This is a genomic window from Parafrankia sp. BMG5.11, assembly GCF_004337455.1.
In genome coordinates this window covers 281,429-296,529 of record NZ_SJXI01000013.1, presented here as the reverse complement: position 1 = coordinate 296,529, position 15,101 = coordinate 281,429, and the positions used below count along the sequence as shown (strand labels likewise).

Annotated in this window: 12 protein-coding genes; 6 read left to right on the top strand and 6 right to left on the bottom strand. The window is 67.7% G+C overall.

Annotated elements, in window-relative coordinates; genetic code table 11:
• Positions 1-14: 14 nt before the first annotated feature.
• Positions 15-1,259: a polyhydroxyalkanoate depolymerase gene (locus E0504_RS08430; protein WP_131622951.1), complete on the bottom strand. Its 1,245-nt coding sequence runs from the start codon at positions 1,257-1,259 to the stop codon at positions 15-17.
• Positions 1,260-1,466: 207 nt separating this feature from the next.
• On the opposite strand from E0504_RS08430, the gene E0504_RS08425 reads away from it, so the two are divergent.
• The 6 genes from E0504_RS08425 to E0504_RS08400 all read left to right on the top strand — a co-directional run bounded on the left by E0504_RS08425 (position 1,467) and on the right by E0504_RS08400 (position 9,486).
• Positions 1,467-3,254, top strand: a complete 1,788-nt coding sequence (locus E0504_RS08425) for an ABC transporter transmembrane domain-containing protein (protein ID WP_373693878.1) — start codon at positions 1,467-1,469, stop codon at positions 3,252-3,254.
• Positions 3,255-3,386: 132 nt separating this feature from the next.
• A complete protein-coding gene (locus tag E0504_RS08420; RefSeq protein ID WP_131623092.1) occupies positions 3,387-5,537 on the top strand; it encodes a M13 family metallopeptidase in 2,151 nt (716 codons plus the stop codon).
• 204 nt (positions 5,538-5,741) lie between these two features.
• Positions 5,742-7,904: a M13 family metallopeptidase gene (locus tag E0504_RS08415; RefSeq protein ID WP_131622947.1), complete on the top strand. Its 2,163-nt coding sequence runs from the start codon at positions 5,742-5,744 to the stop codon at positions 7,902-7,904.
• 81 nt (positions 7,905-7,985) lie between these two features.
• Positions 7,986-8,795, top strand: a complete 810-nt coding sequence (locus E0504_RS08410) for an undecaprenyl-diphosphate phosphatase (RefSeq protein WP_131622945.1) — start codon at positions 7,986-7,988, stop codon at positions 8,793-8,795.
• Positions 8,796-8,833: 38 nt separating this feature from the next.
• Positions 8,834-9,133: a GlsB/YeaQ/YmgE family stress response membrane protein gene (locus E0504_RS08405; RefSeq protein WP_131622943.1), complete on the top strand. Its 300-nt coding sequence runs from the start codon at positions 8,834-8,836 to the stop codon at positions 9,131-9,133.
• 77 nt (positions 9,134-9,210) lie between these two features.
• Positions 9,211-9,486 (top strand): hypothetical protein, encoded by a 276-nt coding sequence (locus E0504_RS08400; protein WP_131622941.1) that lies wholly within the window; start codon positions 9,211-9,213, stop codon positions 9,484-9,486.
• A gap of 88 nt (positions 9,487-9,574) precedes the next feature.
• On the opposite strand, the gene phhA is transcribed toward E0504_RS08400, so the two are convergent.
• From phhA to E0504_RS08375, 5 genes are all read right to left on the bottom strand, one after another.
• The gene (gene phhA, locus E0504_RS08395) at positions 9,575-10,465 is read right to left on the bottom strand and encodes a phenylalanine 4-monooxygenase (RefSeq protein ID WP_131623090.1); all 891 of its coding nucleotides are present in this window, start codon (positions 10,463-10,465) and stop codon (positions 9,575-9,577) included.
• A 94-nt stretch (positions 10,466-10,559) separates the two neighbouring features.
• The gene (locus E0504_RS08390) at positions 10,560-11,417 is read right to left on the bottom strand and encodes a MaoC family dehydratase N-terminal domain-containing protein (protein WP_131622939.1); all 858 of its coding nucleotides are present in this window, start codon (positions 11,415-11,417) and stop codon (positions 10,560-10,562) included.
• Positions 11,417-12,631: an acetyl-CoA C-acetyltransferase gene (locus E0504_RS08385; RefSeq protein WP_131622937.1), complete on the bottom strand. Its 1,215-nt coding sequence runs from the start codon at positions 12,629-12,631 to the stop codon at positions 11,417-11,419. Before E0504_RS08385 ends, E0504_RS08390 begins: the two co-directional genes overlap by 1 nt.
• On the bottom strand, positions 12,628-13,872 hold the full coding sequence (locus E0504_RS08380) for a CoA transferase (protein ID WP_131622935.1): 1,245 nt from the start codon (positions 13,870-13,872) through the stop codon (positions 12,628-12,630). The genes E0504_RS08385 and E0504_RS08380 overlap by 4 nt, the downstream gene beginning before the upstream one ends.
• On the bottom strand, positions 13,872-15,032 hold the full coding sequence (locus tag E0504_RS08375) for an acyl-CoA dehydrogenase family protein (protein ID WP_131622933.1): 1,161 nt from the start codon (positions 15,030-15,032) through the stop codon (positions 13,872-13,874). Before E0504_RS08375 ends, E0504_RS08380 begins: the two co-directional genes overlap by 1 nt.
• Positions 15,033-15,101 lie beyond the last annotated feature (69 nt).

The window sequence follows — 15,101 nt, the reverse complement described above, 5'->3', positions numbered from 1 at the left end:
TGCTTTGACTTGGGTTAGGCGACCGCTTTCAGGCCGACCCGCCCGTGCGCTGCGACGAACGCTTCGACCACCGGGGCGATCTTGTCGCGCCAGCGGCTGCCATTGAAGATGCCGTAGTGGCCGGCACCTTCAGCAAGGAAGTAAAGCTTCTTCCCGTCGGCCAGCCCGGTCGCGAGATCCAGCGCCGCCCTGGTCTGGCCGAGGCCGGAAATATCGTCGCGCTCACCCTCCACCGCCAGCAGGGCGGTGTCGCGGATTGCGCCCAGGTCGACCGGCTCCCCGCGGTGCATGAACGTGCCGTTGGGCAAGGAATGCTTCTGGAATACCTCTTCGACCGTCTGGAGGTAGAACTCGGCGGTCATGTCGCACACGCTGCGGTAGTCGTCGTAGAACGCCTTGGTCGCATCGGCGCTGGCGTCGTCTCCGGCGGTGAGATGCTTGAACATCTCGTAATGGCTCATCAGGTGATTGCCGAGGTTCATGCTCATGAACCCGGCCAGCTGCAGGAACCCCGGATAGACCTGCCGGCCGTGCCCGCGGTACTGCCCCGGAACGGTGGCGATCACCGACTGCCGGAACCACTCGATCGGGCGCTCCATCGCCAGGTCGTTGACCGTGGTGGGGGAGCAGCGGGTATCGATCGGACCGCCCATCATGGTCAGCGTGGCGGGCCGTGCCGGGTGCAGCCCGGCGTTCATCACCGCGGTCGCCGCCAGCGCGGGGACCGATGGCTGGCACACGGCGATCACGTGCGTATGCGGACCGATGAAGGCGAGGAAGTCGATCAGGTAATCGATGTAATCGTCTAGGTCGAACCGGCCCGCTGCCGCCGGCACGTCGCGCGCATCGGCCCAGTCGGTGATGAACACCTCGGCATTCTCGACCATCCGTTCGACTGTGCCGCGCAGCAGCGTGGCGTAGTGGCCGCTCATCGGCGCGACGATCAACACCTTGGGCGCGTCGGCAGGGAGGCCGTCGCGCGTGAACCGGCGCAAGTCCCCGAATGGCTTGTTGTAGACGATCGCCTCGGTCACCGGGTGCGCGGTTCCGCCGATCGTGACATGGTCGATCTCAAACGCCGGCTTGCCGCGCGACTGGGTCGCGTGCGCGAACACTTCCAGCGCGCTGGCGGCGCTGGGCGCCACGCCGAGGTACGCCGCGGGATAGCTGGGATTGCTCATCAATTCGGCGCCGATCGAGGCCCAGGCGCTTGCTCCGTTGAGCCAGGCGCGCTGCATTTCATAAGCGTGGTAGAGCAATCATATTCCCCTGCTGGGCCCCGCTTTCGAGTGCCGGGTATGGCATCGTGACGCGGTTTGGGTTCTTGTGCAACGCACAAACCAGGGCCGGGGTCCGCCGTGCGGTGGATTTCGCCCGCCACCGGGTTTAAGGGCGCGGCGATGGACGACAGCGAGCAAGCTTCGGGCGAGGCAACTCAGACCGGGGACGGGCAGGGGCGGCGCGGCATGCTGCGCCGCAAGCCCCGCGACCCGCAAGCCGCGCGCAGCGTCCGCCCGCTGCTGATGATCTGGCGCCAGGCGCTGCAGTATCCCGGCCGGGTGGTGCTTGCGCTGATCGCGCTGACGATCACCGCCGGTGCCACGCTGGCGATCCCGTCGGGGTTCAAACTGATCATCGACCGCGGTTTTGCCGCTGGCGGCGATCCTGCGGATATCGCCCGCTGGTTCCGCTATCTGTTCGTGATCGTCGGCGTGCTGGCATTCGGCACCGCGATGCGGTTCTACTTCGTGAGCTGGCTGGGGGAGCGGGTGGTCGCCGATATCCGCCGCAAGGTGCAGGACAACCTGCTGCGCCTGGCGCCGGGCTTTTACGAAGAGAACAGCCCCAAGGAAATCTCCAGCCGGATGACCAGCGACACCACGCTGATCGAACAGGTCGTCGGCACCACCGTCTCGGTCGCCCTGCGCAACCTGCTGATGGGGATCGGCGGGACTGCCTACCTGTTCTACCTGGTTCCGCAGCTGACGATGTGGATGGTGCTGGTGATCCCCGCCGTGGTCATCCCGATCGCGGTGTTCGGGCGGCGTCTGCGCAACGTGTCGCGCACCAGCCAGGACCGGGTGGCCGATATCGGCGCGATGACCTCCGAAGTGCTGGGCGCGATGAAGATCGTCCAGGCGTTCAACCAGGAGGGGCGGGAGCGCGACCGGTTCCACGCCGCGGTGGAAAGCAGCTTCAACACCGCGCGGCGGCGGATCATGATCCGCGCGGCGATGACCGCGCTCATCATCCTGATCGTGTTCGGCGCGATCGTGCTGCTGATGTGGCGCGGTGCGGTCGGCGTCGCGAGCGGCGCGATCTCGGGCGGGACCATCGCCGCGGTGGTGATCACCGCCGGTCTGGTCGCGGGCGCGCTCGGCGCGCTAACCGAGGTCTATGGCGACCTGCTGCGCGGCGCGGGCGCGGCGAGCCGGCTGGCAGAGCTGCTGGAAGAACAGCCGACCATCGCGCCGCCCGCCCGGCCCGAGGCCCTGCCCCAGCCGCCGCGCGGTTCGCTGTCGTTCCGCAACGTCAGTTTCCGCTATCCCACGCGGCTCGACAGCCCGGCGCTCAAGGATTTCACGCTGGAAGTGCAGCCGGGGGAAACGGTCGCGATCGTCGGCCCGTCGGGCGCGGGCAAGAGCACGATCTTCCAGCTGGTCGAACGGTTCTACGATCCGCAGGCCGGCACCATCCGGCTGGACGGCGTGCCGCTGACCAGCGCCGACCCGGCCGAGATCCGCAAGCGGATCGCCTTCGTGCCGCAGGAAGGCGTGCTGTTCAGCGCCAACGCACGCGACAACCTGCGTTATGGCAACTGGGACGCGAGCGACGACGACATCTGGGAAGCCGCCCGCGCCGCCAATGCCGAGGCGTTTCTGCGCGCCCTGCCGCAGGGGCTCGACACCTTCCTGGGGGAGAACGGCACCCAGCTGTCCGGTGGCCAACGCCAGCGCGTCGCCATCGCGCGGGCGATCCTGCGGGCCGCACCCATCCTGCTGCTGGACGAGGCCACCAGCGCGCTCGACGCCGAGAGCGAGCGGCTGGTGCAGGACGCGCTCGACCGGCTGATGCAGGATCGCACCACGCTGGTGATCGCGCACCGCCTCGCCACCGTGCGCGCGGCGGACCGGATCGTCGTGATGGACGATGGCCGCATCGTCGAACAGGGCAGCCACGGGGTGCTGGCCGAAAGCGGCGGGCTGTATGCGCGGCTGGCCCGGCTGCAGTTCGGCGGAGCGGAGGCGGCGTAGACCGCCCCTTCGTTCCAAGCCAATCGACCAACCACATACGCCCGTCTGCCAGCGCGCTTGCGCGCAGCCGCCGCTCCGCGCCACAGGTGCGCCAGCCATCTGATCAAGATGCTCTGGTTTGGGGATGCCTTCATGAATCGTTTGCTTGTCAAGCTGGCCGCGGCCGCTTCGCTCGGTGCCATCGCCATCGCCGCTCCGGCCGCTGCCGAAGATGCGCCCGCCGCCGCCGCCGCAACGCCGGTCGCGGCGCAGGAATACCGCTCGGGTACCTACGGCGGGTGGGGCTTCAACCCCGCCGACCTCGACAAGACCGTCAAGCCGGGGGACGACTTCTTCCGCTACGTCAACGGCAAGTGGGACGCGGCCGAGGTGATCCCGCCGCAGTATCCCTATAGCGGCGTGGCGCTGGGACTGCGGCTGCAGGCCGAGCGCGACGTCAAGGCAATCGTCGACGAGATGGCGGCGGGATCGTATCCCGCAGGCTCGCTCGAGCAGCGCGTGAGCGATCTTTACAAGGCCTACCTCGATACCGCCGCGATCAACGCCGCGGGCCTCGCGCCCGCCAAGCCGTTCCTTGACCGGATCGCCGGGGTCCAGACGCGCGCGGACCTCGCCCATGCGTTCGCCGCCACCGGCATTCCCGCGCCGCTTGGGATGTACGTGTCGATCGACACCGCCAGCCCGAACAACAATGCGCTCTACACCGGCGTTGGCGGGATCGGCCTGCCCGACCGCGATTACTACCTCGTCGACAGCGAAGCGAACCAGGCGATCCGCGCCAAGTACAAGGAATACCTCGCGTTCCTGCTCGGCAAGGCGGGCTATGCCGATCCGGCGGCAACCGCCGAGCGGGTCTACGGTCTCGAAAAGCAGTTCGCCGCGCTCGGCTGGGACCGCGCGCTGTCGCGCAACCCGGAACTCACCACCAACCGCGTGACGATCGACGAATTGAAAGCGATGTCGGGCGGCTTTCCGGTCGAACTGATGCTGCAGGACCGCAAGGTCGCGAACGTGCCCGCGCTGTATGTGGCGCAGCTGCCGCCCACGCCGGAAGAGATCGCGAAGCTCGGCCTGACGCCCGAACAGCTCGGCAAGCTGGGCGGCGGGATGCCGGCGATGCTGTCGCTGCTCAACACCGCGCCGCTCGACGACATCAAGGCGTGGATGGCGGCGCGCTTCCTGTCCGGCGCGTCGCAGGTTCTCCCCAGCGACATCGACGACGCGAACTTCGAATTCTACGGCAAGACCCTGCAGGGCAAGACCCAGCAGCGCGAACGCTGGCAGCGCGGGCTCGACTTCGTGCAGGGCGCGATGGGTGAGGGGCTGGGCAAGATCTACGCCGAGCGGCACTTCCCCGCCTCCAGCAAGGCGGAGATGGAAAAGCTGGTCGGCAACCTGCGCCTGGCGCTGGCGTCCAACCTCAAGGAGCTTGAGTGGATGACCCCCGCCACCCGCGTCGCGGCGCAGCGCAAGCTCGACGCGTTCGGGGTGAAAATCGGCTACCCGGAGAAGTTCGAAACCTATGAGGGCCTGAACGTGGTGCCCGGGCAAGCGCTCGCCAGCGCGATCGCGGTAAGTGACTGGAGCTGGCAGGAACAGCTCGAGGATCTGGCCGAACCCGTCGACAAGACCAAGTGGCTGATGACCCCGCAGACGGTGAACGCATACTACATGCCGCCGGCGAACGAGATCGTGTTCCCCGCGGCCTACCTCCAGCCGCCGTACTTCAACCCCAAGGCGGACGCGGCGGTGAATTATGGCGCGGTGGGCGCGACCATCGGCCACGAGATCGGCCACGGGTTCGACGATTCAGGGGCCAAGTACGGGCCCACCGGCGCGCTCGAAAACTGGTGGACCGACGAGGACCGCAAGACCTTCGAAGCGCTCGGCAACAAGCTCGTCGCGCAATACGACAAGCAGTGCCCGTTCGATGACGGCACGACGTGCCACAACGGCCGGCTGACGCTGGGCGAGAACATCGGCGATCTCGGCGGCCTGTCGATGGCGTACAACGCCTACAAGCTGTCGCTCGGCGGCAAGCCCGCGCCGGTGATCGACGGGCTGACCGGCGACCAGCGGTTCTTCCTCTCCTATGCCCAGGCATGGCGCTGGAAGTACCGCGAGGCGTTCGCCAAGCAGCTGCTCAAGACCGACAGCCACAGCCTGGCCGAAGCGCGGGTCAACGCGGTCCTGCGCAACTTCGACCCGTGGTATGCGGCGTTTGGCGTCAAGCCGGGCGATGCGCTGTACCTCGCCCCGGCGGACCGCGTGCGCATCTGGTGATCCGCGCGAAGGGGGCGCGGGCTTCCGGGCCAATCGCGTCCCCCCGCCTATTCACGGCGCGGTCAGGGCCAAGGACATATAAACGCTGCACTTCATGACCACGGGCGGCTAGTGTCGCCCGCTGCGCATGCCGGTCTCACCGCATGCGCGCTTAATTTCCAGCGGCGGGCCGCACGGGCCGTTCGCTCAACAATCGGGGATCGCATGACCTTAAAGACTATCGCCACGCTGGGCATCAGTGCCTTGGCCTTGACCGTTGCCGCTCCCGCGCTGGCGCAGACCGCGCCCAAGCCCGCGCCGGCCGCCGCGACGCCTGCCGCGCAGGCGGTGCCGCTGCCGACCATGTCCTTCGGCGAATGGGGCTACGATCCCGCCGATCTCGACACCTCGATCGATCCGGGCGACGACTTCTTCGCTTATGCCAACAACAAGTGGCTGCAGGCGAACCCGCTGCCGCCTGAATTCAGCCGCTTCGGCGCGTTCAACCTGCTGCGCGAGAAATCGACCAGCGACGTGAAGGCGCTGGTCGACGAACTGGTCGCCAAGGACGCCGCCACGCTGACCGCCGACGAACGGCGTATCGTGGAAAGCTACAAATCCTATCTCGATACCGCGGCGATCGATGCCGCCGGCATGGCGCCCGCGCAGCCCTACCTCGACAAGATCCGCTCGGCCGATACGCTCGCCAAGATGGCCACGCTGTGGGGCGAAGTCGGCTACCCCTCGCCGATCGGCGGCGGGGTGTCGGTCGATGCCAAGGAGCCGACGCGCTATTCGGTCTATGTCGGGTCGGGCGGGCTGGGCCTGCCGGACCGCGATTACTACCTCGACGAGACCGAGAAGGGTAAGGCGATCCAGGCCAAGTACCGCGATTACCTCGCGTTCCTGCTGGGCAAGGGCGGGTACGCAGACGCCGCCGGCATGGCCGCGCAGGTCTATCAGTTCGAAGAAAGCATCGCCCGCAAGGTCAGCTGGGACCGCGCGACTCGCCGCAACCGCGACCTCACCTACAACGCGCTGACGCCGGCTCAGCTCGCCGCGCTCGACCCGGCGTTCCCGGTGGCGGCGCTGATGGAAGCCTCGGGCTTCGGCGAAACCGACCGGTTCGTCGTCGGCGACTTGCCGCCGACCCCGGAACGCGCGGCGGAACTGAAGCTGGACGCCGCGACCCTCGCCAAGATCGGCGGCGGCACCCCGGCGATGATGAAGCTGGTCGCCGGCACCCCGATCGAGGTGCTGCAGGCGTGGATGGTCAAGAGCTTCCTCAGCTCCAACGCCGCCGTGCTGCCGAGCGACATCGACGCCGCGCAGTTCGCCTTCTACGGCAACACGCTGAACGGCACGCCCGAGCAGCGCCCGCGGTGGAAGCGGTCGATCGACGAGACCGAAGGGCTGCTGGGCGAACTGGTCGGCGCGTCGTACGTGACGCGCTACTTCCCGCCCGCCAACAAGGCCGCGATGGTCGACCTGGTCGAGAACCTGCGCAAGTCGCTGGGCGTCAGCATCCAGGAAAACGACTGGATGAGCGCCGCGACCAAGAAGGAGGCGATGGCCAAGCTCGCCGCGTTCGATCCCAAGATCGGGTACCGCGACGAACTGGAGACCTATCCGGGCCTCGCGATCACCGCCGGCCAGCCGCTCGCCAACCGCATGGCGGCGGGCAAGTGGCAGTACCAGGACATGCTGTCCAAGCTGGGCGGTCCGATCGACCGCACCGAGTGGGGCATGCTGCCGCAGACGGTGAACGCGTATTATAACTCGACCAAGAACGAGATCGTGTTCCCCGCCGGCATCCTGCAGCAGCCGTTCTTCGGGCTGACGGCCGATCCGGCGGTCAATTATGGCGGGATCGGCGCGGTCATCGGTCACGAGATGGGGCACGGGTTCGACGACCAGGGATCGAAGTCCGACGGCACCGGCATGCTGCGCAACTGGTGGACCGACGGTGACCGCGCCGCGTTCGACAAGCTCGGCAACGCGCTGGTGGAACAGTACAACGCGTTCTGCCCACTGGGCGAGACCCAGCCGTGCGTGAACGGCCGGCTGACGCTGGGCGAGAACATCGGCGACCTTGGCGGCCTGTCGATCGCCTACCGCGCGTACAAGATGTCGCTGAACGGCAAGGAAGCGCCGGTGATCGACGGTCTGACCGGCGACCAGCGGTTCTTCCTCGGCTGGGCGCAGGTGTGGCGTTCGCAGCAGCGCGACGAGGCGGCGCTGCAGCGGCTGCGCACCGATCCGCACAGCCCGGAGGAATTCCGGGTGAACGGCGTCGTCCGCAACTTCGACGAATGGTACAAGGCGTTCAACGTCACCGCCGATGACGAGCTGTACCTCGCGCCGGAGCAGCGCATCCGCATCTGGTAAGCAGCTCTCGCATCTGTCTGAAACAAGCCGGGCGGCGCAAGCGATTGACTTGCGCCGCCCGTGCTTCATGAGCGCGACCCGATGGACCTGATCCTTACTGCTATCCTGCTGGGCGTCCTTGAGGGGCTGGCCGAGTTCCTGCCGGTATCCTCCACCGGGCACCTGATCCTGGCGCAGGCGCTGTTCGGTTACGACCCGAAGGAATGGGCCCAGTTCAACGTCGTGATCCAGCTAGGCGCGATCGCCGCGGTGATCGTCACCTATCGCAAACTGTTCTGGTTCACCGCGGTCGGGCTGCTGCGCGGCAAGGGGGAATCGGTCCGGTTCGTGCGCAACGTGGCGCTGGGCTTCATGCCGGCCGCGGTCATTGGCCTGCTGGCCAAGGATGCGATCGACGCCATGCTGGGCAGCCCGATGGTGGTCGCGGTGGCGCTGGTGATCGGCGGAGTGGCGATGCTGGTGCTCGAACGCCGGGTCGCCCCGCGCGAGGATAACGGGGTCGCGGAGCTGCCGATGCGCACCGCGTTCCTGATCGGACTGGCGCAATGCCTGGCCATGATCCCGGGAACCAGCCGGTCCGGCGCGACCATCCTCGGCGGGCTGGCGCTGGGCGTGGGCCGGCGCACGGCGGCCGAATTCTCGTTCTTCCTGGCGGTGCCCACGATGCTGGGCGCGGCCACGGTGAAAATCCTCGATGATCCCTCGGTATTCACCGGCGGAACCACGATCGGCTTGGCGGAGATCGCGGCCGGGTTCCTGTCCTCGTTCGTGGTGGCGATGATCATCATCCGCGCGTTTGTCGCCTATGTCTCCAAGCGGGGGTTCGCGCCGTTCGCCTGGTATCGCATCGTGGTCGGCCTCGCGGCTGTGGCATGGTTGACACTACGCTAACTTAAGTTGGTATTTATGCCGCGGGCGCGGAACCCGCGTTGGGTTCGGCGCTTTCGTTGCCAAAGCTGACATCAGAGTTTGAAATGGGTTTCCTGGTTCTTATCGCGGTAGGCGGCATCCTTGGATGGCTCGCCGCCATCCTCAGCCGCAGCGACGATCGCCGCGACATGATCTTCAATGTCGCCGTCGGAGTGATCGGCGCAGTCGCGGCCGGTGCGCTGGGCAGCAGCGCGCCGCTCGCGGCGGGCCTGTCGGCGACGGCGCTGCTGCTGGGCATCGTGGCCGCAAGCGCGCTGCTGTGTGCGGTCAACGTCGCCTGCTCCTCGCGCGTCAATTAATCCACGATACATTTTCGCTTACCACCGGGCGGCGGGCTTGATATGCAGGCCGCCCATCCAAGAAGGGGATTACTGAAATGAAGAAGATCATTGCTCTCTCGTCGGCGCTCGCGCTGGGCCTCACCGTCGCTGCCTGCGACGGCCCGAAGGAAAACGCGATGGAAGACGCTGGTGAGCAGAACGCCGAAGTCGTGAACGAGCAGGCTGAAGCCATGGAAGACGCCGGCACCATGACCGACGAGCAGGCTGACGCCGTGACCGACCAGGCCGAAGACAAGGCCGATGCGATGGAAGAAGTTGGCGAAGCTGCCGACGAAGGCACCGTCCCGGCTGCGACCGCGACCACCAACTAAGGTCCGCATCGTACCAGATCGACCGGCTCGGGAGCGATCCCGGGCCGGTTTTTCTTTGCCTGCGCGCCGCGCGGGGGCGGCACCGCTGCTAGACCGGAATAGCCCCGCTGCCGCGCCCGCCGCGCAGCAGGTATTCCTGCGTGCCGACGTGCACCGCATGATCGAGATCGATCACCGCGCTGTTGGCGTAGGTGAAGCCGGGGTGGAGGCTGCGATAGAGCCGGTCGAAGTCGCGCTCCACCGTCTGGCGGTACAGGTCCTCGAAGCTCTCGATCACGAAATAGGTCGGCTGCAGGTCGCTGATCACATAATCGGTGCGCATCACCCGATCGACGTTGAGCATGATCCGGTTGGGACTCTGCGCTTCGGTCGCATAGACGATCTCGGTCGGGCCTGAGAGGATGCCCGCGCCGTATGCCTTGATGCCGCCCGCCTCCTCGATCAGCCCGAACTCGACCGTGTACCAGTAGAGCGCGCCCAGCGCCTTCAAGCGGTTGTAGCGCATCGCCTTCCACCCGGCGCGGCCGTATTCCTGCATGTAATCGGCATAGACCGGATCGGTCAGCATCGGCACGTGCCCGAACACGTCGTGAAACACATCGGGTTCTTCGATGTAGTCGAACGTCTCGCGGGTGCGGATGAAGTTGCCGGCCGGAAAGCGGCGATTGGCCAGGTGCCAGAAGAACACGTGGTCCGGGATGAGCATCGGCACCGGCACCACCGACCACCCGGTCAGGGCCGACAGGTCTTCCGACAGCTTGCCGAATTCGGGCACCCCGCCGCGGTTGAGGTTGAGCTTCTGCAAGCCCGCCATGAACGCGCCTGCCGCGCGGCCGGGCAGGACCTCCATCTGGCGCGCGAACAGGTCGTTCCAGATCGCGTCGTCGTCGCTGGAATAATCGGCTTGGCGTGGTTCGAGCCAGTCGTCGCCGACATGCGCCGGCTTTTGCAGCGGCGCGGTGAACACGTCCCCCGGCATGTCGGGCAAGGCGCTGAAATCGCGGTCGGCGGGCGGGAGCGTGGTCATGGTTGCAACTGAAACCGTATCACTCGCGGCACCGGCGGGCAAACGGTCAAACTGCGCCCTCTGCCTGGACGACCTGGCGGCCGTCGCCGGCGAACGCGCCTAGGGTCAGGGTGCTGTCTTCCTGGCGCAGGACCAGGTGCAGCGGTTCCCCGACAATCGCCGGGCTGACCGCGCGGAAGGCGAAGCGCTTCAGCGGTCCCACCCGTTCTTCCGCCAGCTGGAGCAGCAGGCTCGCCATCAGCGGCCCGTGCACCACCAGCCCGCGGTAACGCTCGACATCCCGGGCATACGGCAGGTCGTAGTGGATGCGGTGGCTGTTGAAGGTGAGGGCGGAGAAGCGGAACAGCAGCGATTCGGTCGGGGTCAGCACCCGGTGCGCGTGCCAGGCGGCGGGATCGAAGCGCGCGTCGCCCGCCGCCGCGGGCTGCAGCGGCGCATCGGGCGCGGCGGCTTCGAGGTACACCAGGGCCTGCACCTCGCGCACCGCAAGCACCCCGTCCGCGAACGTGTCGTGTTCGACCGAAGCGAACACCATCGCGCCGCTCTTGCCGGATTTGGGCGTGATCGAGGCGACGCGTGACACCCGCTCCACCGCCGCGCCGATGGAGATGGGCGCATGGAAGGCGATCTCGCTCGCCGCCCACATCCGCCGGGGCAGGGGGACAGGCGGCAGGAAGCTGCCGGCGCTGTCGTCGCGCCGGGGGTGGCCGTCCTCGCCCAATGCGCCCGTCGGCGCGTCGGGGGTGCAGAGGCAGAAGTGAATGCCCTGCGGCATCGCCCCGGCGCCCTGCGCAGGCAGGTCGAAGGTCGCCAACCACCGGCCGGCGAGCGCCTCGTCCAGCCGGTCGATGCGCCGCTCCTCGCGGCCGACCCACGCCGACCAGTCGCCGGCAGTCTCTGGCATCAGGCCGCGCGCTCGAAAATCGCGGCGATGCCCTGCCCGCCGCCGATGCACATCGTTTCAAGGCCATAGCGCGCGCCGCGCCGGTGCATCTCGTGCGCCATGTCGGCGAGAATCCGCCCGCCGGTCGCTCCGATCGGATGGCCCAGGCTGATGCCCGAACCGTTGACATTGAGCAGCTCGCGCCGGCTGTCGTCCGCCGACCAGCCCCAGCCCTTCAGCACGGCGAGCACTTGCGGCGCGAACGCTTCGTTGAGTTCGATCAGGCCGATGTCGTTCCAGCCCATGCCGGTGCGCGCAAACAACCGCTCGACCGCCGGGACCGGGCCAATGCCCATCCGGCTGGGATCGCACCCAGCCGCGGCGTAGCCGGTGAACCACAGCAGCGGTTCGAGGCCGAGTTCTTCCAGCTTGTCCTCCGCCACTACCAGGCACGCGGCGGCGGCATCGTTCTGCTGGCTGGCGTTGCCGGCGGTGACGACACCGTTCTCCAGCGCCCGCAGCTTGCCGAGGCTCTCCATGCTGGCATCGGCGCGGAATCCTTCGTCGCGGTCGAACATCACCGGCTCGCCCTTGCGCTGCGGCACCGGCACCGGGACGAGCTGCGCGTCGAACTTGCCCTCGTCCCACGCGGCAGCCGCGTTCCGGTGGCTGCGAACCGCGAAGGCGTCGGCCTCCTCGCGGGTGATGCCATAGTCCTTGGCCAGGTTCTCGGCGGTCTCGATCATCCCGCTGATGACGCCGAAGCGCTCGACCGGCTGGCTGAGCAGCCGCCCGCGGGTGAGGCGGTCCCACAGCTCGACGTTGCCCGCCTTGACCCCGCCCCTCAGCGCGGTGGTGTAGTGTTCGACGTTGGACATGCTCTCGCACCCGCCGGCGACGACCACGTCGGCATGGCCGCTCTCGACCATCATCGCCGCGTTGACCACCGCCTGCACGCCCGATCCGCAGCGCCGGTCGAGCTGGTAGCCCGGCACCTCGAGCGGGAGGCCAGCGGCCAGCCAGCTCCAGTGGCCGATCGCGGGCGCCTCGGCGTTGCCGTAGCCCTGGCTGAACACCACGTCGTCGACGCGTTCGGGATCGATCCCGCTGCGCTCCACCAGCGCCTTCAGGATCACCGCGCCCAGCGCGCCCGCGTCGAGCGGGGCCAGCGTGCCGAGGAACTTGCCCACCGGGGTGCGCAGGGGGCTGACGATGGCGGCGCGGCGTTTTGTCATGATGTCTTCCTCAATCCGTCCCGGTCACTCGGCGCGACCACGCCGCGGTCGATAAGCGCGTGGATCGCGCCCGACGACAAACCGACTCTTGTGGCGAGCACTTCCTCGCTATGTTGGCCAAGATAGGGCGCAGGCGCCGGATCGGCGGGCGCCGCTCCGCCCAGATGCGCGAAGCTGCGCGGCGCGGGGTAGGCGAACCCGCTGGGGTTGGCGGGCGAGGGGCCGAACAGCGGGTTGTCTGTCACCAGCACCGGATCGTTCGCCGCCTCGAACATCGTGCGGTAACGTTCGAACGTCGCGCCGGCCCGGGTCAGCCGCTCGGCCAGCTCGGCATAGTCCAGCTTGCCCGCGGCTTCCTGCACGATGGCGAACAGCGCTTCGCGGTGGACGAAGCGGTTGTGGTCCGACTTCGCAAACTCCACCCCGGCCTGCGCCTCAAGCGCGGCGATCGGCTCCGCGATCTCCAGCGCGGCCACCATCGCGTTCCACTGGTTGGGGGTGAGCACCGCGACCATGAACCGCTGACCGTCGCGGCTGGCGAAATCGCGCCCCAGCGCGCCCCAGATCGCATTGCCCAGCCGGGGGCGGTCGCCGCCGCGATAGAGCATTTCCGCCAGCGCGCCCGAATTGGCGACGGTACCGATCGCCACGTCGCCCAGCGGCACGCGCACCTCGTTGCCCTCGCCCGTCGCGGCGCGGTGATGCAGCGCGGCCATCAGCGTGAACGCGCAGTACGCGCCGGTGATGAAGTCCCACGCGGGCAGCACCTGGTTGACCGGAGGCGCGGTGTCCTGGTCCCATTCGGCGGGGCCGGTCATCAGCGGATAGCCGCTCGCGGCGTTGACGGTGAAATCCATCGCCTGGCGCCCGTCGTGCCAGCCCATGATGCGGACCGAGATCATGTCCGGCCGCCCCGCGCTGACCGCCGCATGGCTGAGGAAGGACTTCTCGGGCAGGTTGGTGATGAGCTGGCCGGTCTTGCGCGCCAGTTCGACGCACAGCTCACGCCCTTCGGCGGACTTCAGATCGAGCGCGACCGACTTCTTCGCCCGGTTGAGGTTCTCCCATGCCAAGCTCCGGCCCTCGCTCGTTTGCATGTAACGGTCGTAGTCGAGCCCGCCGCCGATCTGGTCGACGCGGATCACCTCCGCCCCCATCTGCGCGCAGTACAAGCCGGCGGTAGGCGAGGCGACGAAGCTGGAGACCTCGACGATCGAGAGGTCGGAGAGGAGCTGGTACATCAGCCGTGCGCGGCGAAATCGCGCAGCATGTGCTTGGCGATCTGCAGCTGGAGGATCTGCGTAGTGCCTTCATAGATGCGGTAGATCCGCGCATCGCGGAAGAACCGCTCGGCGTCGTATTCGGCCAGATAGCCGGCCCCGCCATAGATCTGCACCACCCGGTCGACCACCCGGCCGCACATTTCCGAAGCGAAGACCTTGAACGCCGCCGCTTTGCGCAGGATGTTCTCGCCCGCGTCGGCGCGCGCGGTGACATCCGCCATCATGCACTCGGCGGCGTAGATCTCTGTCTCGCTTTCGGCGAGCATCTGCTGGATCAGCTGGAAGTTGGCGATCGGTTCGCCGAATGCTTTCCGCTCCGTGGCATAGCGCAGCGCGCTGTCGAGCGCGCGGCGGGCATAGCCGGTCGCCGCCGCGCCGACCGAGATGCGCCCGTTGTCGAGGCTGCGCATCGCGAACACGAAGCCCTTGCCGGTCTCCCCGCCGAGCAGCGCCTCGCCCGGAACGTGGACGTCTTCCAGGATCACGTCGGCGATGTGGCTGCCCGACTGGCCCATCTTGTGATCGGGGCTGCCGACGGTGACGCCGGGCGTGTCCATCGGCACGATGAAGGCGGAAACGTGCGCGTTCTTGGGCAACGCCTCCTTTTCGGTGCGCGCCATGATCAGGCCGACCGCGGCGTGCGGGGCGTTGGTGATGTAGCGCTTGGTCCCGTTGAGGATCCACCCGTTGCCGCTGGGGTCGGGGCGGGCGGTGGTCGCCATCGCCGCGCTGTCGGAGCCACTGCCCGGCTCGGTCAGCCCGAAGCAGGCGATCTCGCCCCCGGCGATGCGCGGCCACCATTCGGCCTTTTGCGCGTCCGTGCCGCCGTTCTTGATCGCGCTGTTGAACATGCCGACGTTGATCGAGAAGATCGACCGGTAAGCGGGCGCGGCATAGGCCATCGTCTTGACCACCCGCGCGTATTGCGAGGTGGATAGGCCCGCGCCGCCGTATTTCTCCGGCACGGTCAGCCCGAACAATCCCATGTCGCGCATTTCCTGCACGATTTCGTCGGGGATGCGGTCCGCCTCGATCACTTCGCGTTCGGCGGGGAGCAGCCGTTCGCGCACGTAGCGTTCAAGCTGGTCGATGAACTGTTCGAACAGTTCGGGGTCCATACCGTTCATAGTGCCGCTCATCGTGTTGGCGCCTCGCTGATTGGGGTGGCCGACGGGGCCGGGCTGGGA

What these genes read in the sequence shown, in the direction of transcription:
- E0504_RS08425 (WP_373693878.1), top strand. Translation starts at nt 1,467, where the DNA reads ATGCTGCGCCGCAAGCCCCGCGACCCGCAAGCCGCGCGCAGCGTCCGC.
- E0504_RS08420 (WP_131623092.1), top strand. Translation starts at nt 3,387, where the DNA reads ATGAATCGTTTGCTTGTCAAGCTGGCCGCGGCCGCTTCGCTCGGTGCC.
- E0504_RS08415 (WP_131622947.1), top strand. Translation starts at nt 5,742, where the DNA reads ATGACCTTAAAGACTATCGCCACGCTGGGCATCAGTGCCTTGGCCTTG.
- E0504_RS08410 (WP_131622945.1), top strand. Translation starts at nt 7,986, where the DNA reads ATGGACCTGATCCTTACTGCTATCCTGCTGGGCGTCCTTGAGGGGCTG.
- E0504_RS08400 (WP_131622941.1), top strand. Translation starts at nt 9,211, where the DNA reads ATGAAGAAGATCATTGCTCTCTCGTCGGCGCTCGCGCTGGGCCTCACC.
- phhA (WP_131623090.1), bottom strand. Translation starts at nt 10,465, where the DNA reads ATGCCGGGGGACGTGTTCACCGCGCCGCTGCAAAAGCCGGCGCATGTC.
- E0504_RS08390 (WP_131622939.1), bottom strand. Translation starts at nt 11,417, where the DNA reads ATGCCAGAGACTGCCGGCGACTGGTCGGCGTGGGTCGGCCGCGAGGAG.
- E0504_RS08385 (WP_131622937.1), bottom strand. Translation starts at nt 12,631, where the DNA reads ATGACAAAACGCCGCGCCGCCATCGTCAGCCCCCTGCGCACCCCGGTG.
- E0504_RS08380 (WP_131622935.1), bottom strand. Translation starts at nt 13,872, where the DNA reads ATGTACCAGCTCCTCTCCGACCTCTCGATCGTCGAGGTCTCCAGCTTC.
- E0504_RS08375 (WP_131622933.1), bottom strand. Translation starts at nt 15,032, where the DNA reads ATGGACCCCGAACTGTTCGAACAGTTCATCGACCAGCTTGAACGCTAC.